Here is an 18210-nt window from a genome sequence, read left to right as displayed (position 1 = left end):
CGCGGCTCAGAACGCGGGCACCGTCGCACGGCCGCGAGCGATCACCGTGTTCTCCCGGGTCTGCTCGACGTTCTCCCGGGCCTGCGCGCCCACCGGCCGGGCGACCTCGCTCAGCGGCAGCACCGACGCGGACTCGGCGACCCGTCGTCCGCTCGCGGCGTGCGCCTCCTCGCGCAGACTGCGAGCCGCGGCAACCGCCACCTCCGCCGCCCGCCACGCGCTCTGCTCCCGCTCGCGGGCTGCGGCGTGCCGGGCCGCCAGGTTGTCCCGGATCGCCCGCTGGAGCACCAGCTCCTGCTCGACCGGGTGCAGTCGCGGGTCCCAGCCGTCGCGGTGCGCGAAGACGTCGCTGAGCTGCTCCACCGACAGCTCTCGCCGCCAGTACGCGTCCAGCGCCGCTCGGTGCAGGTAGCGCTCGCGGTCCGCGTACTCCGCGGGGGTCCGTACGGTGTGCGGCAGCGGCATCGCGGCCGCCGCGTCGAACCGCCGTACGCCGGCCTCGGCCGCCTCGTACGCCAGCCAGGCCGCCTCGACCGCCTCCTGCGCGGCCACCCATTCCGCCCGTCGACGCCGCACCGTGGTGGTCGCCCGCTCCGCGGCGACCGCGACCTCCTGCGCGTAGCGGCTCTGCTCCCGCTCCTCCTGCGCCTGCTCAAGTTGGCTCGGCATCGCGGCGCGCCGGATCCGGGAACCCGGGTCGAAGCGGAGCCGGCCGGGTCGCAGCAGGAGGGCGGAGACGGCGACGGCCACCACCCCCAGGAGGCTCAGCCAGATGACGGCGGCCCGGGAGAGGTCGGGCAGGACGGCGGAGAGGACGGTTTGCATGTTTCAGCACCTCGCGGTCGAAGGCGGGTATCGACGGGCGGCAGGAAGGCGCGGCGGCACCGGTCGGCGCGGTGGCGGGATGATCCCGTGGACGGCGAACTCAGGTGCCGTGCGGGAGGATCAGTCGGGGTCGGGCCCCGGGGATCGCCGGGCCTGGCTCAGCGGGCGGGTGGGCCGCGTCGTGCGGGAGAGCCACGGCCGGGATCGGCGGCCGGGGCGTGCGTCGGGCCCGCCGCGACCGGACCGGTCGCCGTGGCGGTGTCGAGCGTGCCAGCCGGCGGGGCTTCAGCGGGCTGGCCGGCGCTCTCGTCGGCCGCGACGGCGACCGGGCTGACAGTCGCCACCCGGCTGCTCACGGCGCTGGGCCGCAGCTGCGTGGGGGTGGGCGGTGGAGTCGCGGCGAGAGCGGCACCGAGGCCGACCGCGAGGACCAGCGCGGTGACCGCCAGGCGGGTCAGTTCCCGCAGTGACCGCAGCACAGCCCACCTGGCTGGGCGGACGGACGCTGCGGATGACACCCGACCAACCTATCGCCCGTTCCGGCCGACCGCAGCACGGCGATGGACGGCGCGGGCGTGACCGCCACCACCATGCGCACTGTGGACACCGCCGACCAGGGCCCGGGAACGGCAACGCCCCCGACCGGATCCGGTCCGATCGGGGGCACCGCTTGCATCATCCGGGTGGCACCGCCGATGGCGCGGGTGGCCCGTGGTGGTGCGGTCCGCCCGGCGGTGGGCCTTGGTCAGTCGCCGGTACCGAGCACCGGGGGCGCAGCCCTCTCGTCGCCCTGCCACACCATCTCGTCCTCGGTCAGCCAGGTCAGCCGCTCGTCGGAGTCGTCGTCCTGCGCACGACCCTGCCCGCCGAGCACACCGGGACGAGCGCCGCCGGACCCCGGCCGGGCGTTGCCACCGGTCATGGCCGGACGGCCGCCGCTCCCACCACGCTGGCCGTCGATGCTGCGCCCGACCCCGTTGGCGGCGCGGGTCTCCGCCGGGGCCGCGCCGCCGCCGGTCGGTCGAGCCGACGTGGGGGCCGCGCTGCCCGAGCCGGCGAGCGCGCCGCTACGCAACACCCCGCCGGCCGGTGCCCCGCCCTGCGCCCCGTAGAGCAGGCCGGGACCGGTGCTCGCCGCGGTCGGCGCGCCGGCCGGCCCGGACAGCCCGACCAGCCCGGCGGCACCCCCGCCGAGCAGCGCGCCGCCGAGGAGCGGGTCCGCCCCGGCGAGGGACGTGCCCCCGCCAGCGAGATCGTTGCCAGCGCCGGTCGGAACGGTCACGACAGCAGCCCCGCCGCCGGTGACTCCGCCGACCTCGCCCGGCGTCGAACCGTCGTCGCCCGGCGGTTGCGCGACATGGTCGGGCGTCGAGATGGTCGCGTCACCCTTGCGCCCGGTGTCGGTGCCGGTGTGGGGGCCGCCGCTCACCCGGGCGATCGCCGAGACGCTCTGTGGCGTCGTCGGATCCTTCCGGGCGGTGGTCGGAGTGTCCGGGTCCGGTGGGGGCGGCTCGACCACCCGGTCGTAGGCGGAGAGCTCGTAACTGTTGGCCAGGCCGGCCACCAGGTTCACCATCCGCTGGTGGGCCTTCTCCTGCTCTGCCTTGTCCTGCTGGTGGCCCGCGATGCCCCCGACGATCAGACCGGTCAGACCGAAGACCGCGCCACCCTTGATCGCACCGCCGATCGCCTTGTCGTTGTCGTCGGTCTCCTCCGGGCTCTCAGCCTGCTTGTGGGCGTCGCGCAGATGGTCGGCCATCATGGTCAACCCCTGCCTGATGCCGGCCATCCCTTCGCCCAGCGCGTCGGTGTGGGCGACGATGAAGCTGAGTCGCCGGTGGAACTCCTGACCCGCCGAACCCGTCCAGGCGTTGGCGAGCTTGTCGAGGTCGCCGCTCAGCTCCCGGCCGAGACCGTCGAGGATGCCCTTGAGCTCGGCCCACTGGGTGGCCACGCCCTCGATCTGCTCGGGCTTGCCCGCCATCAGGCCGTCGTACAGCTGCTGGTGGCTGTTGCCCTGGTAGCGCTGGGTGTAGTCAGACACGCCCGTCCTCCTTCGGCTGCAACGCCCGGTCGACCGGGGTCAGCGCGGCGGTGACATCGTCGGCGTTCGCCGCGTTACGCGCCTCGGCGGTGCGGTAGTTGTTCAGGATCGTGCTCGTCGCCTGCTGCGCCGCCAGCACCGCCTGCCGGATCCGTTCGGCCTGGTCGACATAGGACTGGTGGACCTCGCTGTAGCGCCGCGCCTTGTCGGTGGCGTCGAAGAACGAGCCCAGCGCCGGAGGACGGCACTGCATCTCGGTGTTGAGCTTGCGCAGCACCGACTCGGCCTGGCTCAACCGCGACGCCAGGTGCTCGTGGAAGTCCTCAAGGGACAACAGGTCGACTTCCGTACGCCCGGCCATGGCAACATCCCCGTCGTTCTGGTTGACAACCGTCAGCGGCATCCAGGTTAGTCCACCAGTGCGACTCCGGGCGACCCGTCGGAGCTGCTCAGCCGTCGGCGTCGGTCGATTCCGTGGACCCCCCGCCGGTCCCACCGCTCGACGGGGTGCCACTGGCCGGACTCGGCGGTGGCGACCCCGACGGTGGCGCGGCGGACGGCGTGCCCGACGGTGGTGCCGCGGACGGCGAGCCCGATCTCGGCGCGGCCGACGAGGGTGCGGCCGACGGCGGTGCGCTCGGTGCCGGTCCGTCGGCGGCGAAGACGGCGAACGCGTCCTCGCGGTTCAGCGTCGGCCCGGTCGGGATCAGTGCCAGCAGGGAGCCGGGCACCGCCAGCGGGGTGATCCCGCCGTACCCGAGCACGTCGAGGGTCGCCGCCGAACCGAGCGGATACCGGATGCCCTGCGGGCTGATCAGGTAGATCGTCGACCCGGCGGCCCCGGACCCGCTGGTCCCGGCGCCGGGCGAGGCCTGCGCGATGACACCCTTGCCGCCGGGCAGCAGCACCGCCTCGGCGGTGCGTACGGCGTCGCGCCTGGTCTGGCGCACCGGCACCAGGCCCGGATCGCTGTCGGTCAACTCGCTCGGCACCCGGTCGAAGACCTCCAGGGTGGTGGTCGGCGGGCCGCCCGCGCCGCCCTTGCGGTACGTCGCGCACAGCGTGGTCTGACCGGGCTGGGCCGGGTAGAGAGCGGGCATCGTCGCCGGCACCCCCTCCTCCTCGATCCGACGTTCCTCGAACGCCTCGCTGGCCTGGTTCGGCGTGATGTCGGTGATCCGACCGCCGTTGCTGACCAGCAGCAGCGCGGTGATCTCACTGATTGAGACGAGAGCGTCCCGGGTCAGCACGTAGTGCCGCCCGGCGGCCTTGAACACCGAACCGACGTCGTACGTCTGCCCTGCCACCGTGCGACTGCTGGGCTCACCCTCGCCGGGCAGTGACGGCCGGCGCAGCGGTGGCCCGGCCGGGACGGCGTTGAGCAGCTGCTGTCCGACCTGGAGTCGCTCGGTGCCGGCCATCCGCAGCGCCGTGATCGTGCGGGACGGGTCGAGCAGCTGGAGTCGGGTGTCGCTGGTCACCAGGTACCGCTGGTCGTTCGCCGAGACCAGCACCGCCCGGTCACCCAGTGGCGTGCCGCCGGGCAGCGCACGGTCGATCACCAGCCGGGTGCTGGACCGCTGCCGGTCGACCGGATCGGGCACGTCGCAGACCGACCAGGGCAGGCCGGTCAGCGACTTGCGGTCCGGCAGGGCGTCCGGTGCCCCGACGATGCCGACGGTGACGCCGCGGGGCCGGTCCCGCAGCGACGCCTGGGACATCGTCCGCACCTGGGCGCTCGCATCGTTCACGATGAGGCGCGCCGAGGTGTAGTTGAGCGTCGGGTGCAGCTTGCCCTCGATGAACACGTACGTCGCGCCGGTCTCCCGTTCGATGACCAGGGTCTGGTCGTCCAGCGGTGCCGTACCACCGGTCAACTGGCCGTAGGCGCCGACCCCGCCGAGCACGATGGCCGCGGTGAGGACACTGCCGAAGACGGCCATGCCGAGCCGTCGCATCGGCAGGTTGGTGGTCTCCGGATCACCCGACAGCAAGGCGGAGACGATGCGGCGGGTGACGAAGCGGTACGCCTGCACCTGATCGCGGCGGGTCCGCATGACTTACCTCCGGCGGGGTGGATCCGCGACGATCAGGGTCGGGGTGCCGTCGCGGGTTTCCCTACGATAAGGGGCCGACTGTGGTTCCTTGGGACCACCGCTCGTGGCCGGCACCGGAGAAGACCCGGCGCAGAGTCGTACCGTGCAGGAGGGACAGTCAGCGATGACGCAGGTTCAGGCGCCACCCGCCCGAGCGGTCACGGACCCTGTCGACGCTCCGACCCGGCCGGCGCCTCCGGCCGAGCGGCCCGGCCGTGGGCGGGTCGGCCCGGTGCTGGTGGGGCAGCTCGTCGTGCTGGAGCTGTGCGTGGTCGGCGTCTGGGCCGCCACGGCCGGACCGAGCTGGGTGCTTGCCGCGGCGGGTGTCGCCTCGCTGCTGGTCGTCCTGGCGGCCTTCGCCCGTCGGGGTGGCCGCTGGTGGTTCGAGGACCTGCTGCTGCGGCGACGGTTGCGTCGACGTGGTGACCGGGCGTCGGCGGCGCTGGCCAGCGGCACGGCGACCGACCCGAGGTTGGCCGCGCTCGCTCCCGAGCTGAGCGTCATCGAGTTGACCGACCGAGGCACCCGGCTCGGCATCGGGCGCGACGACCAGGGCTGGTTCGCCGCCGTCGCCCTGCAGTCCGCCACCGGCGCGGCGGTCGGCTCCGTCGACGCCGCCGCCGTGGACCGCGCGCTGCGGGTGCTCGCGGACTTCAGCGCCCCGATCTCCCGGGCCCAGGTCGTCGCGCACACGTTGGTCTGGTACCCGGCACCCGGCGCTCCGCCGGCTGCGCACCGGACCGTCTGGGTGGCGGTGCGACTCACCGTCCGGGACGCCCGGGTCGAGGCGGTGAGCCGGGGCGGCGGGTTGACCGGCGTACACCGGACGGTGGCGGCCGGCATCGGCCGGCTCGGCAAGGCGCTGACCTCGGCGGGGCTGGCGCATCGCCCGCTGGGCCGGGAGGAGCTGCGCGCGGCAATCGTCTCGGCCGCCGGCCTCGACCTGGTGCCCGAGGCGCCGGCGGAGAGTTGGCGTGGGTTGCGCGGCGGCGGCTGGACGCACCGCTGCATGGCGTTACGGGGCCGCTTCGACGCGCCGCTCGGTCCGCTGGTGGACGCGATCACCGCGACCTCGGCGCCGTCGCACACGGTGGCCGTGACCGTCTCGTCGGACGGTCGGGTGGCAGCACCGCTGCTGCGGGTCGCGGCGATGGACAACCACGTCGAGGCCCTGGTCAAGGTGGTTCGGGAGGTCGCCGGCCGGGTGGGCGCGTCCACCCGGCCGATGGACGGTCAGCACGCCCCGGGCGTCTACGCCACCGCTCCGGTCGCGTCGGCGCTGGGCGTCTCGGCCGACCTGCGGTCGCGCTGAGAAGTGCCGGGGCGCACGGTCAGGGGCGGAGGTTGACGATCCAGCCGTAGAGGCCGCAGACCCAGAAGGCGAGCGGCACCAGCGAGATGATGAGCAGGATCTCGGCGATGTCGAGCAGGCGGCCCCAGACCGGCGAGATGCGCTTGCCGGCGACGGTCAGGCCGTAGATCAGGCTGATCACCGCGGCGAGCACCAGACCGCCCAGGATCAGGCCGAGCCGGACCGGCAGCGACCCACCGGCGAAGGTGGTCGCGGCGGCCAGGCCCAGACCCACGGTGCCGGCCAGCAGCACCGGGGTGCGCTGCGCCCGGCCCAGGAGGGGGCGGGCCCGCAGCAGTGCCAGCAGTGCCAGCACCAGGCAGAGCAGCACCGCGGGCAGGCGCCCGTCCAGGGCCAGCACGAGTTGCGCGCCCAGCACCAGCAGCGACACCGTCCACAACAGACCGGTCAGGAACGCGTCGGCGCGCTCACTCTGCTGGAGCACCTGCCGGCCGTCCACCGACTCGCTGTCGGTCTTGAGATCCTCCGGCCCGGTGGGAATCGACGGCACCGGCAGCCGGGCCAGCCGGTAGGCCATCATCGGCAGCGCCGGCACCACGCCGAACGCGACCGCCGCGACCACCGCCGCGGAGGCCGCCGCGTCGAGGCCGAGGGCCAGGCAGAGCACAGCGCCCAGGCCGGTCGCGGCCGCGACCCCGATCGCCGCGAAGAAGAGAGGATACCGGTCGCCGACCGCCAGCACCGCCACCGCGCCGGCCACCACCGCGGCGGTCGCCGCGAGCAGGACATGCGGGCTGGCCAGGTCGGTGAGCGCCCGATCACCGGCCAGCAGCAGCAGGCCACCGGTGGCCGCGTGCACCAGGCCGACCAGGGCCAGCACCGCGCCGGTGCCGCTGTCACCGGCGGCCCTGGACAGCACCGCCGCGCCCACCAGCAGCGCCACCGCGACCAGCAGCGCGGCCAGCGCGCCGGGCAGGTGCGGCGGACCGGCGAAGAGGGCGGCGAGCGCGCCGGCGCCGAGCGCCGCCGCCGCGAAGACCACAGCGAAGGAGCGGGTCGCGCCGACCTGCCAGGCGCCGGGGCGCTGGTTGGTCGCGGTGGCGACCGCGTCCACCACGTCGTCGAACACGATCTCCGGCGCGGCGTCGTACCGGGGGTTGAAGTAGAGCACCTCACCGTCGCGGACGCTGAGCTGCGCTACGGTACGACCACCGTCGAGGGGCGCACCACCCAACCGGGACAGTGCCCAGCCGCCGTGCCGCGCGCCCTCGTCGGCCATGTCCTCGCCGGCGTAGCGCAGCAGCGTGGGAAGCAGGTCCGCCAACGGCACGTCCGACGGCAGCGCCAGGTCCATCCGGGTACGCGGGGCCACGATGGTGATCCGGCTGAGACCGCCGGTCGCCGTCTTCGTCGCCACAGTGGCCTCCAGGTGTGCGTCTGTGATCGGCGGGCTGGGATGCCGCGGTCCGGGTCCACCGCGCACACGGCAGATTACCTACGATGACGGCACGTACGATGCCCACCCGCGGGCGGTGTTCCGCGGGAAGCACGTCATCAGGGCCGCTTCTGGGGAGGAGACAGCCGTGAGCACTGTGGTGTTCCGCCGGCTCCCGCGTCAGCCGGGGCCGGCCCTGCCGCGCGGCGAGGTGCTGCTGGAGTCGCCTCCTGAGCTGCCCGAGCCGACACCCCGCGGGATGGGGCAGCTGCTCATGATCCTGCCGATGTTCTGCGGGGTCGGGGCCATGGCATTCCTCTACGCCGGCAAGGGCGGCGGCATGATGACCTACGTCGCCGGTGGTCTGTTCGGTGTCTCGATGCTCGGCATGGCGATCGGCTCGTTGGCCAACAGTGGCGGCAAGGACAAGGCGGAGCTGAACGCCGATCGCCGCGACTACATGCGCTACCTGGCGCAGATGCGTAAGCGCACCCGGCGGGCCGCCGAACAGCAGCGGGCCGCGATGGCCTGGCGGCACCCGGAGCCCGACGCGCTCTGGTCGATCGCCGCGTCCCGGCGACTCTGGGAGCGGCGGATCACCGAGGACGACTTCGGCGAGACCCGGATCGCCCTCGGCCCGCAGCGGCTCGCCGTGGAGATCGTCCCGCCGGAGACGAAGCCGGTGGAGGACCTGGAGCCGATGAGCGCCATCGCGCTGCGCCGGTTCGTCCGGGCACACTCCACGGTGCCCGAACTGCCGACGGCGCTGTCGGTGCGCGCGTTCAGTCGGGTGGTGCTCCGCGGTGACCGCGAGCCGGTGCTCGACCTGACCCGGGCGGCGCTGGGGCAGCTGACCACCTTCCACGCACCGGACGACCTGGTGATCGCCGTGGTCGCCGCACCCGACCGGCAGTCGTCCTGGGACTGGGTGAAGTGGCTGCCACACGCCCACCACAGCGGTCGGACGGACGCCGCGGGCGCGCGCCGGCTGGTCTTCGCCAGCCTGGCCGAGGCCGAAGCCTCGCTCGCCGCCGAGCTGGCCGGGCGGCCCCGGTTCGCGCCGGAGGCCAAGCCGCTGACCACCGCCCCGCACCTGGTCGTGGTGATCGACGGCGGGGAGATCTCGCCGACCTGCCAGCTGGTCGGTCCGGGTCTGCTCGGGGCCACCGTGATCGACCTCTCCGGGACGGTGCCGCGCGACGCCGGCCGCTGGCTGCTCTGCCTCGACGTGAACGACGGAGCCTCACTCGACCTGGTCCGGGGCAGTTCGTCGTCGACGCTGGGTCGTCCCGACCGGCTCAGCGCGGAGGCCGCCGAGGGGCTGGCCCGACAGATCGCCCCCTTCCGGCTCTCCCAGCAGCAGACCGGCGGCGACGAGCCGCTGGCCCGCAGCACCGAGCTGCCGGACCTGCTCGGCGTCGGTGACGCCGCGGCGGTGGACGTGCAGAACACCTGGCGCCCGCGTGGGCACCGCGACCGGCTGCGCATCCCGCTCGGTGTCGGCCCGGACGGCAACGTGGTCGAGCTCGACTTCAAGGAGTCGGCGCACGAGGGCATGGGCCCGCACGGTCTGGTGATCGGTGCGACCGGCTCCGGCAAGAGCGAGCTGCTGCGTACGGTGGTGGCCGCGTTGGCGGTGACCCATTCGTCGGAGGAACTGAACTTCGTCCTGGTGGACTTCAAGGGCGGCGCGACCTTCGCCTCGCTGGAGGCGCTGCCGCACACCAGCGCGGTGATCACCAACCTGGCCGACGAGCTGCCCCTTGTCGACCGGATGCGCGACGCGCTCGCCGGCGAGATGGTGCGCCGTCAGGAGCTGCTGCGGGCGGCCGGCAACTACGTCTCCCGCTTCGAGTACGAGAAGGCGCGCTCGGCCGGTGAGCCGCTGGCGCCGATGCCCAGCTTGTTGATCATCTGTGACGAGTTCAGTGAACTGCTCGCCGCCAAACCGGACTTCATCGACCTGTTCGTGATGATCGGCCGGTTGGGTCGGTCCCTCGGTGTGCACCTGTTGCTGGCCAGCCAGCGTCTCGAAGAGGGCAAGCTGCGGGGCCTCGACACGCACCTGTCGTACCGGATCGGTCTGCGGACCTTCTCCGCTGTGGAGAGCCGCATCGTCCTCGGCGTCCCGGACGCCTACGAGCTGCCGAACGCGCCGGGCCACGGCTACCTGAAGACGGACACCAGCACCATGCTGCGGTTCCGGGCCGCGTACGTGTCCGGCGCGTACCGGGCGCCGGGGCAGCAGGCCTCCGCCTCGCAGGCGCTGGTGCAGCGCCGGATCGTGCCATACGGTCTGGACTTCGTGCCGGTGCAGGTCCCGCAGGTGCCGGTGGCCACCGCTCCGGAGGCGGAGCAGCCGGCCGACGGCAAGGCCGTGGCGATGCTCGACGTGCTGATCGACCAGCTCAAGGGTCGGGGTCGCCCGGCGCACCAGGTGTGGCTGCCGCCGTTGGCCGACCCGCCGGGTCTGGGCGAGCTGCTCGGTCCGCTGGCGGTGGACCCGACCTACGGGTTGTGCACCGCCTCCTGGCCCGGGCGTGGGCGACTGACAGTGCCTGTCGGCGTGGTGGACCGCCCTTACGAGCAGCGTCGGGATCCGATGATGGTCGAGCTGGCCGGGGCCGGCGGCAACGTGGTCATCGTCGGTCGGTCGCTGAGCGGCAAGAGCACGATGCTGCGTACGCTGCTGGCCTCGTTGGCGCTCACGCACACGCCGCGGGAGGTGCAGTTCTTCTGCCTGGACTTCGGTGGTGGCGCGCTGCGCAGCATGGAGCGGTTGCCGCACATGGCCGGGGTGGCGGGTCGGCGCGACGTCGAGGCGGTCCGCCGGACGGTGGCCGAGGTGGTCGCCGTCCTGGACGATCGGGAGGGTCGTTTCGCCCAGCACGGCATCGACTCGGTGGCGAGTTACCGTCGCCGTCGTGCCGCCGGTGAGTTCGCCGACGACCCGTTCGGCGACGTGTTCCTGGTGGTGGACGGGTGGAACACCCTGCGCCAGGAGTACGAGGAGCTGGAGCAGACCATCACCACGTTGGCCAACCGGGGCCTCGGCTTCGGTGTGCACGTGGTGCTCACCGCCGTGCGGTGGGCGGAGATCCGGATCAACATGCGGGATCTGCTCGGCACCAAGCTGGAGCTGCGCCTCGGTGACGCGTCGGAGTCCGAGATCGACCGTCGGGCGGCGAACAACGTGCCGGAGAAGTCGCCCGGTCGTGGTCTGACCCGGGACAAGCTGCACTTCCTCACCGCGATCTCGCGGATCGACGGCCGCCGCGACATCGAGGATCTGAGCGAGGCGTCGCTGTCCCTGGCCGGGCACGTGGCGGCGAACTGGCCGGGGCGTCCGGCGCCCAAGGTGCGGTTGCTGCCACGCCGGTTGCCGGTGTCGGAGCTGGCCCGGATCATCGACCGCTCGGCGCCCGGTCTCCCGATCGGTGTCAACGAGTCGGCACTCGCGCCGGTCTACCTGGACCTGACCAACGAGCCGCACCTGACGGTCTTCGGCGACGCGGAGTGCGGCAAGACGAACATGCTGCGCCTGATCGCCCGGGGGATCACCGAGCGGTACACGCCGGCGCAGGCCCGGCTGGTGATCGCCGACTACCGGCGTGGCCTGCTGGGGGCGGTGGAGGGTGACCACCTGCTCGACTACGCCCCGTCGAACCAGGCGTTCGCCCAGGGGCTGGGGTCGATCCGTAGCGCGCTGTCCAACCGGCTGCCCGGCCCGGACGTGACCACCGCACAGCTGCGTGATCGGAGCTGGTGGAAGGGTCCGGATCTCTACATCCTGGTGGATGACTACGACCTGGTGGCGTCGGGCGGCAGCAACCCGCTGAGCGCCCTGCACGAGTTGTTGCCGCAGGCCCGCGACATCGGCCTGCACCTGATCGTCACGCGCCGAGTCGGTGGTGTGTCCAGGGCTCTGTACGAGCCGGTGCTGCAACGGCTGCGCGAGTTGGACTCGCCGGGGCTGCTGATGTCCGGCAACCGGGAGGAGGGTGCGGTCTTCGGCACGTTGCGGCCGAGCCCGCAGCCGGCCGGGCGGGGCACCCTGGTGCGCCGTCGTGACGGCCAGCAGCTGATTCAGACCGCGTGGTCTGAGCCGGTCTGAGCGCTGTCGTTCGTTCGGCAGTGGTGGTGGGCCGTTCCGGCCCGATTCACCACCATCCATCGAACGTCCCCGGTCAGGGCTGCGAGAGCTGGACACGTTCCGCTACGGTCTTCACAGGAGTGTCCGTCGGTGGGGTGTTGCTGCCTTGCCGCGGGGGAGGGGTGCGGCGAAGCCGCCACCACAACAGACGGAAGGGTGTGAAGCATGGCGTTCGAGGTCGAAGCTGCGACTCTGCATACCGCCGCGAGTGACGTGCGGTCCACGCGCAGCGAGGTCGACGGCGAGCTGAAGAAGCTGTGGAACGTGGTCGACGACCTGGCCATCGCGTGGAAGGGTCAGGCGTCCACGGGCTTCCAGTCGCTGATGACGCGCTGGAACGAGGACACCGTCAAGCTGCTGACGGCGATGGACAGCATCGCGGACCTGCTCGACAAGTCGGGTACGACGCACCAGGTCAACGACGAAGAGCAGCAGCAGATGCTGGACAAGTTCCACTCTGCTCTCAACCCGTGATCCGTAGCCGGCAGAGGAGGAAATCGTGACGATCAAAGTTGACTATGCGGTCCTCGAGAGCAGCAACCAGCAGATGCAGAGCATCTCGAAGACCCTCGAGGAGAAGCTCGACACGCTGCGGTCGATGCTGACCAAGCTGCACTGGGACGGCGAGGACCGGGTCGCCTACGAGCAGCACCAGGCGAAGTGGGACGCGGCGGTCCGGGACATCAACCGGATCCTGAACGAGATCGGCGGTGCCGTGGGCATCGCCCGCGAAAACTACCTCACCACGGAGATGAGCAACTCCAAGGTGTGGAGCTGAGGCATTCGCACCAGCGGCTCCGGTCCGGTTCGCCCGGCCCGGAGCCGCTGTGTGTCTGGCGTTGGCGGGTGTAGGAGTGGGTGCCGGGCCGCGGTGCGCGGGTCAGCCGGCGGTTGGCGCGTCGTTGCGTCGGCCGGGGCGCCAGTCGCGTCGGCGGCCCAGGGCCATGATCGGTCGCGCGACCAGCAGCAGCCCGGCGAGTAGCCCGCCGATGACCGCTGCCCAGATCGCTGTGGGGCGCTGCCAGCTCAGCGGGTCGTCCCGCACGGCGGGCGCCGGGAGCGCGCCGGCCGGCGGGTTCGCCCTGGTGCCGAGCAGGCTCGACACCGCCCGGTACGGGTTGACCATGCCGTACCCGATGTCGGCGTTCTGACCCTCGGGTGGGTTGTCGGCGGTGCGCTTCAGCCGCTCCGCGACCTGCTGCGGGTCCAGACCGGGGTAGGCGGCCCGGACCAGCGCGGCCGCCCCCGACACGTACGCGGCGGCGTAGCTGGTGCCACCCTCCGGGACGGTGCGGTAGCCGCTGTTTCCGGGTGCCGGCCCGACGATGTTCATTCCGGGCGCGGCGATGTCGACGTAGTCGCCGCTGATCGAGGTGCCGACGTGGCCGCCCTGCTCGTCCACCCCGCCGACCGCTATCACCCCGGGATACGCGGCCGGGTAACCCGGCAGGTTCTGCGAGTCTTCCGACCGGTTGCCCGCGGCGGCGACCAGCACCACCCCTTCGGCCAGCGCGCGATCGACGGCCGCCGTCAGTTCGGGCCGGGGCACTGTGGTCAGGGACAGGTTGATCACGTCGGCGCCCTGTTCGACGGCCCAGTCGATGGCCGCGGCGATCTGCGCGGGGAGTTGCGGGTTGTTGACCGCGCCGAGTTGCGGCAGCACCCGGATCGGCAGGATGCGGGCGGCCGGGGCGATGCCGCTGAAGGGGACGACGGTGCCCTCCCGGCCCGCGATGATGCCCGCGATCAGCGTGCCGTGCCCGGCCTCGTCGCACTGTCCCTGGCGGGCCGGCAGGCCGTTGAAGTCGCGACCCTCCAGCACCTGCCCCTTGAGCAGCGGGTGGGCGGCGGAGACTCCGGAGTCGATCACGGCCACCGTGATCCCGGCGCCCCGGGACAGCGGCCACGCCGAGGACGGCTCCAGTCGGCGGAGCGCCCACGGCATCTGGGTCAGGCTGTCGGTGCCGGTGGGACCACAGACTGGCGGCGCGGCGGTCGCGGGGGAGGGTGCCACCAGGCCGGCGCCGAGCAGGACCGCCAGCGCTCCACTGAGGACGCCGTGAAGGGCGCGGCGGGACGGGGTCGCGCTCAACGGCGGGCATTCGCGCACCAGCAAAGGTTACCGCCGTGACCGTCGCTCAGCGGCCCCCGGTGACCGGGGTCAGGCCTGAGGCTCCGCCTTCGCGGTGGGCACGTCGGCGAACAGCGCGAGCAGGTCGCCGACCTGCCGGTCGGCCTCGGCGGGGTGCCGGAACCGGCCGGCCGGGTTGAGGGTGTATTCGTTGCGCCGCCCGACCCGGGTGCGGTGCAGGTAACCGCCCGCCTCCAGGTCGGCGACGATCGCCTGCGCGGCCCGTTCGGTCACCCCGACCTCGGCGGCGACGTCCCGCAGCCGGGCGGTCGGATCGCGGGCGATGGCCAGCAGGACGTGTCCGTGATTGGTGAGGAACGTCCAGTTCCGCCCGCTGCCGGTGTCGCCCGTCACCGTGGTCGCCATCGTGTGACCGCCCTTCCGGATGTCCGTCTGCCCTCGCGAGAGTCTGGTCCGCCCCGCCCGGAAGAGGTTGCCCAGGGGGTGGCCGGCGTCAACGTATGAAATCTAAATCACGCATCCCTTGACGCATCTTACGGTGCGTGTGACGGTGGAGCACGAGCCAGCGCCCGCCGCCCGGCCGGCGGACAGCCGGTTTGACCAGGTCAGATGCGTCGAGACGAGGTGCGGGATGAGTCATACCGGAAGCTCCGGCGGTCAGCCGGGTCCGCAGCGGACCACCGACCGGGCCACCGCGCTGATCGAGCCGACCCGGGCGTACGCCGAACTGGTCGCCGGCAACCGGCGCTTCGTCGACGGCGCCCCACGCCACCCCAACCAGGATGCCGGGCGCCGGGCCGCGGTGGCCGACGGGCAACAGCCGTTCGCGGTGATCGTCGGCTGCTCCGACTCGCGGCTGGCTGCCGAGATCATCTTCGACCGGGGTCTGGGCGACCTGTTCGTGGTGCGCACCGCCGGGCACACCGCCGGCCCCGAGGTGCTCGGCAGCGTGGAGTACGCGGTGACGGTGCTCGGCACCCCGCTGGTGGTGGTGCTCGGTCACGACTCCTGCGGCGCGGTGCAGGCCGCCCGGGAGTCCGCCGCGACCGGTACCGCGCCGAGTGGCCATCTGCGGGCGGTGGTCGACGCCGTGCTGCCCAGCCTGGGCCGGGCCGCGGCCGAAGGCGTGGACGACATCGACGGCATCGTCGACATCCACATCGCACAGACCGTCGAGACGTTGCTCGCACAGTCGCCCGTGCTGGCCGAGGAGGTGGCGCGGGGACGGTGCGCGGTGGTGGGCGTGTCCTACCGGCTGGCGGCCGGAGCGGTACGTCCGGTGGCCGCCGTGCCGGCCGGCTTCGCGACGTCGACGGCGACCGACCCGGCCGCGCCCGCCGCCGTCTGACAACACGACGAGGGCCGCTCCGCGTCACGCGGAACGGCCCTCGACGGAAATCCTGCGGGTCAGAGCAGCGACATGTGCACGTGGTCGGTGTGGTTCGACGGCCCGCTGTACGAACTCCAGCCGGTGGCCGGGAACCAGATCTGCCGGTTCCAGATCACGTAGTAGATGCCGAGCCGGTCGGCGTTACGGATAAGGAACGCGGCGACGTTGTTGCCGTACGTGCGGGTGTCGTTGTTGTGCCACGGGGAGAACCCGCTCTTCTGTAGCGACCAGTCGCAGGCGCGGCCCTTCGGGTGCTCCCACGGCCCGCCGGGGCGGTAGCAGCCGACGAACCGGTTGAAGCCGGCCGCCTTGACCTCCTTGTACGCGTGCAGCGTGCGCGGCGTGACGCAGCCGGACGTGGTGGGGTCCTTCTCGCTGCACGACTGGGACTTCCAGTCACCGTCGGCGGTGCGACCCGGGCCGATCTTCGCGACCTTGGAGGTGGCATCCACCAGGCCGCCGGTGAAACCCTTGCCGCCGACGAGGGAGAGCGCCTTGTCGGCCTCGCTCTTGCGCTTCGCCATCAGAGCGGTCTGCTTCTGCTGCTCGCGGACCTCGGTGTCGAGCGCCAACTTGGCCTGCTCGGCGCGGGCCTTCACCTCGTTGACCTCGGAGAGCTTCTTCTCGTTGACCATGTTCATCTCGTCGAGCATCCCGGCGCGCTGGACGAACGAGTCGGGCGCTTCGCTCTCCAGCAGCATCGCGACCGCGCCGATCCGGCCGGTCCGGTACGCCTGGGCGGCGATCTGCCCGACCTGCGGGGCCAACGCGTCCAGGTCGGCCTTGGCCCGGTTGACCTCCGCCGCCAACTCGCTCTGCCGCTTCTTGGATTTGTCCAGCTTGGACTTCGCGGCGGAGTAGTCACGGTTGGCCTGCTCGATGACGTCGTTGAGCAGCTTGGGCTCGCCGTCCTCCTCGTGCCCGGACGGTGTGGGGTTCGTCGGGGCGGCATGCGCCGGGAACGGCCCGGCGAACACGGTCAGTGCGGCGATCACGGCCACCACGGGGGTCAACCAGCGGCGTAGGGGTGCCGTCACAATGTTCCCTTCCGTCGACCGCCGACCGGGTTAGCTGACGGGTTCGGGGCGGAAGCGGCCCCTACCGCTGATGCGGATTCACCCCAGGTACCTGGGTCCCCGGCTCGCCGGTTGGCGATTGGGCGGTGGCACCGCAGGCGCCGCTTCGCGCCTTCATCGGTAACCGGCAGCGAGGTTACCCGAGAGTCGACCGGCTGAGCTACGCCTGGATGCCGACCAAAAGCGTCATTTCGCCATAGCGTTGAGTGACCAGTGACGGGGTTCTCAGGGTGGATGCCCGATCTGGTCACGCTGAGGAGTGTCACCATGCCGTATCCGTGCTCCTGTTCGACTTCGGCCACCGGTCGGTGGCCTCGGGTGGGGGTGTGGTCCGCGTCCGGTCCGGCTCGTCGGAGCCGGCCGTTCGTGGGGAGCTGAGTGCGGCCAGGGCCTCGCTGCGATCCGGTTGGGGTCGGGACGTGGGAGCGTCGGTGGACGCTGAGGTGTCGGTGCGCCCGGCGGCGGTGACCACTGCGGCCAGCCCGGTGGTCAGCGGCACAGCGGCGATCAGACCGAGGGTGGCGACCGCGCTGCGGACGATCTCCTGCGCGAGGAACTCACTGGTCAGGATCTGCCCGATCGGCCGCGCGTCGGCGGTGAGCAGGAGCAGCAGGGGCAGTGACGCGCCCGCGTACGCCAGCACGATGGTGTTGACAGTGGAGGCGATGTGCGCGCGGCCGACCCGGGTGGCGGCGCGGTAGAGCTGCAACCGGGTCAGCCCGGGGTTGGCGTTCGCCAGTTCGGTGACGGTGGCCGCCTGGGTGACCGTCACGTCGTCGAGCACCCCGAGGGACCCGATGATGATTCCGGCCAGCAGCAGACCGTGCAGGTCCACGTCGCCCTGGAACATCGACAGGGTGGTGGCGTCCTCGCTGCCGAAGCCGGTGAGATGGGTCGCGGCCGTGGCGATGGTGGCGAGCACGCCGGTCAGGACCAGGCTGCCCAGGGTGCCGAGCACCGCGACCGAGGTCTGTGCGGTGACCCCGTGGGTCAGGTAGAGCACCACGAACATGATCAGGGCCGCGCCGACCACCGCCACCAGCAGCGGTGACCTGCCGGCGCTGATGCCTGGCAGCACGAAGGTGAGCAGGATGGCGAAGCTGGCGGCCAGCCCGGCGAGCGCGGCCAGACCTCGCCACCGACCGAACGCGACGATCGCGGCCGCGAAGATCACCGCCAGCCACACCATCGGGGTGCCGCGTTGGTGCTCGGCGATGTTCCAGTTGCTGGTGGTGGGGTCGACCGGGTCGGCCAGCTCGACCAGGACGACCTCGTCGCCGACCTCGACCCGGGGCGCGCCGGGCCCGTCCGGCACCGGAGTCCGTACCTGCTGGCCGGCGGTCGGCCCGTCGTCCACCCGGACGTCGACGGTGCCGCACCGCCCGTCGCCGACCCTCGGGGTCCCCTCGGGGACCGACGGCACCGGCGGGCACGGCTCGCTCACCACCCGGGTGACGGTGCCGGGGTAGCGCGGCACGTCCGCGCCACCATCGGTCTGCGGCGATCCGCCGCGCGGCCAGAGCAGCGCCGCGGCCAGCACGGTGGCGACGAAGAGGGGCACCACAGTCACGACGAGGATCCGTCGCACCCTCGGTGGGGCGGACGGAGCGGAGTGTGTGTGGTTGGCGGCCAAGGTGGGACTCCCAACGATCCGGTGCGGGGTACGGGTCAGCGGGCCGGGCGGTTCACCGTTTCGGTGGAAACGCGGCGGACGGCGGGGCGGATCGCTGCCTGACGACCCCTTGATCACGGACGGTCAGTGCTGGGCCGGGGGCGACGCCACGTGG

Annotated in this window: 15 protein-coding genes and 1 riboswitch; of the genes, 5 read left to right on the top strand and 10 right to left on the bottom strand. The window is 72.6% G+C overall.

All coding sequences use genetic code 11. From position 1 onward, the window contains the following. Nucleotides 1-6: 6 nt before the first annotated feature. The 5 genes from ACZ6NZ_RS01915 to eccB all read right to left on the bottom strand — a co-directional run bounded on the left by ACZ6NZ_RS01915 (nucleotide 7) and on the right by eccB (nucleotide 4926). Nucleotides 7-825 (bottom strand): hypothetical protein, encoded by an 819-nt coding sequence (locus ACZ6NZ_RS01915; RefSeq protein WP_465854958.1) that lies wholly within the window; start codon nucleotides 823-825, stop codon nucleotides 7-9. A 158-nt stretch (nucleotides 826-983) separates the two neighbouring features. Then, entirely contained in the window at nucleotides 984-1304 is a 321-nt protein-coding gene (locus ACZ6NZ_RS01910) for a hypothetical protein (protein WP_465854957.1), read from the bottom strand. A gap of 266 nt (nucleotides 1305-1570) precedes the next feature. After that, nucleotides 1571-2869: a WXG100 family type VII secretion target gene (locus ACZ6NZ_RS01905; protein WP_465854955.1), complete on the bottom strand. Its 1299-nt coding sequence runs from the start codon at nucleotides 2867-2869 to the stop codon at nucleotides 1571-1573. Continuing rightward, nucleotides 2862-3272, bottom strand: coding sequence for a hypothetical protein (locus ACZ6NZ_RS01900; protein WP_355004994.1), 411 nt, complete (start codon nucleotides 3270-3272; stop codon nucleotides 2862-2864). The genes ACZ6NZ_RS01905 and ACZ6NZ_RS01900 overlap by 8 nt, the downstream gene beginning before the upstream one ends. A gap of 46 nt (nucleotides 3273-3318) precedes the next feature. Next, nucleotides 3319-4926: a type VII secretion protein EccB gene (gene eccB, locus ACZ6NZ_RS01895; protein WP_465854953.1), complete on the bottom strand. Its 1608-nt coding sequence runs from the start codon at nucleotides 4924-4926 to the stop codon at nucleotides 3319-3321. Between the two features lie 163 nt (nucleotides 4927-5089). Here eccB and ACZ6NZ_RS01890 point away from each other — a divergent pair, with 163 nt between their 5' ends. Next, nucleotides 5090-6277, top strand: coding sequence for a type VII secretion protein EccE (locus tag ACZ6NZ_RS01890; protein ID WP_465854951.1), 1188 nt, complete (start codon nucleotides 5090-5092; stop codon nucleotides 6275-6277). A gap of 19 nt (nucleotides 6278-6296) precedes the next feature. Here ACZ6NZ_RS01890 and eccD read toward each other — a convergent pair whose 3' ends face one another. Then, nucleotides 6297-7694 carry a type VII secretion integral membrane protein EccD gene (eccD, locus tag ACZ6NZ_RS01885; protein WP_465854949.1) on the bottom strand — a complete coding sequence of 466 codons (1398 nt, stop codon included), beginning with the start codon at nucleotides 7692-7694 and terminating at the stop codon, nucleotides 6297-6299. Nucleotides 7695-7860: 166 nt separating this feature from the next. Between eccD and eccCa the strand changes: the two genes are divergently transcribed. The 3 genes from eccCa (at nucleotide 7861) to ACZ6NZ_RS01870 (ending at nucleotide 12643) form a co-directional block, all read left to right on the top strand. Further along, entirely contained in the window at nucleotides 7861-11826 is a 3966-nt protein-coding gene (gene eccCa, locus ACZ6NZ_RS01880) for a type VII secretion protein EccCa (RefSeq protein WP_465854947.1), read from the top strand. Nucleotides 11827-12030: 204 nt separating this feature from the next. Then, on the top strand, nucleotides 12031-12339 hold the full coding sequence (locus ACZ6NZ_RS01875; RefSeq protein ID WP_030329557.1) for a WXG100 family type VII secretion target: 309 nt from the start codon (nucleotides 12031-12033) through the stop codon (nucleotides 12337-12339). A gap of 25 nt (nucleotides 12340-12364) precedes the next feature. Then, nucleotides 12365-12643 carry a WXG100 family type VII secretion target gene (locus ACZ6NZ_RS01870; RefSeq protein ID WP_366605620.1) on the top strand — a complete coding sequence of 93 codons (279 nt, stop codon included), beginning with the start codon at nucleotides 12365-12367 and terminating at the stop codon, nucleotides 12641-12643. Between the two features lie 102 nt (nucleotides 12644-12745). Here the strand turns inward: ACZ6NZ_RS01870 and mycP are convergent, their stop codons facing one another. Next, entirely contained in the window at nucleotides 12746-13975 is a 1230-nt protein-coding gene (gene mycP, locus ACZ6NZ_RS01865) for a type VII secretion-associated serine protease mycosin (protein ID WP_465854944.1), read from the bottom strand. A gap of 51 nt (nucleotides 13976-14026) precedes the next feature. Then, nucleotides 14027-14362 (bottom strand): helix-turn-helix transcriptional regulator, encoded by a 336-nt coding sequence (locus tag ACZ6NZ_RS01860; protein ID WP_366605616.1) that lies wholly within the window; start codon nucleotides 14360-14362, stop codon nucleotides 14027-14029. A 226-nt stretch (nucleotides 14363-14588) separates the two neighbouring features. Between ACZ6NZ_RS01860 and ACZ6NZ_RS01855 the strand changes: the two genes are divergently transcribed. Further along, a complete protein-coding gene (locus ACZ6NZ_RS01855) occupies nucleotides 14589-15305 on the top strand; it encodes a carbonic anhydrase (protein ID WP_465854942.1) in 717 nt (238 codons plus the stop codon). A 59-nt stretch (nucleotides 15306-15364) separates the two neighbouring features. Here ACZ6NZ_RS01855 and ACZ6NZ_RS01850 read toward each other — a convergent pair whose 3' ends face one another. Together ACZ6NZ_RS01850 and ACZ6NZ_RS01845 are read right to left on the bottom strand one after the other, a co-directional pair. Next, the gene (locus ACZ6NZ_RS01850) at nucleotides 15365-16384 is read right to left on the bottom strand and encodes a coiled-coil domain-containing protein (RefSeq protein WP_465854940.1); all 1020 of its coding nucleotides are present in this window, start codon (nucleotides 16382-16384) and stop codon (nucleotides 15365-15367) included. 4 nt (nucleotides 16385-16388) lie between these two features. Beyond that, nucleotides 16389-16519, bottom strand: a riboswitch (cyclic di-AMP (ydaO/yuaA leader). Nucleotides 16520-16685: 166 nt separating this feature from the next. Further along, nucleotides 16686-18056, bottom strand: coding sequence for a YibE/F family protein (locus tag ACZ6NZ_RS01845; RefSeq protein WP_465854939.1), 1371 nt, complete (start codon nucleotides 18054-18056; stop codon nucleotides 16686-16688). Nucleotides 18057-18210: the final 154 nt, after the last annotated feature.

The sequence above is a fragment of the Micromonospora sp. NPDC047756 genome, assembly GCF_055587245.1.
Note: the sequence above shows the minus strand (reverse complement) of the source record. Positions and strands in the feature narration are given on the sequence as shown.

Bases quoted from the DNA above. Each gene is read 5' to 3' on its own strand.
- ACZ6NZ_RS01875 (WP_030329557.1), top strand. From the start codon at position 12,031: ATGGCGTTCGAGGTCGAAGCTGCGACTCTGCATACCGCCGCGAGTGAC.
- ACZ6NZ_RS01890 (WP_465854951.1), top strand. From the start codon at position 5,090: ATGACGCAGGTTCAGGCGCCACCCGCCCGAGCGGTCACGGACCCTGTC.
- eccB (WP_465854953.1), bottom strand. From the start codon at position 4,926: ATGCGGACCCGCCGCGATCAGGTGCAGGCGTACCGCTTCGTCACCCGC.
- ACZ6NZ_RS01855 (WP_465854942.1), top strand. From the start codon at position 14,589: ATGAGTCATACCGGAAGCTCCGGCGGTCAGCCGGGTCCGCAGCGGACC.
- ACZ6NZ_RS01900 (WP_355004994.1), bottom strand. From the start codon at position 3,272: ATGCCGCTGACGGTTGTCAACCAGAACGACGGGGATGTTGCCATGGCC.
- ACZ6NZ_RS01860 (WP_366605616.1), bottom strand. From the start codon at position 14,362: ATGGCGACCACGGTGACGGGCGACACCGGCAGCGGGCGGAACTGGACG.
- ACZ6NZ_RS01915 (WP_465854958.1), bottom strand. From the start codon at position 825: ATGCAAACCGTCCTCTCCGCCGTCCTGCCCGACCTCTCCCGGGCCGCC.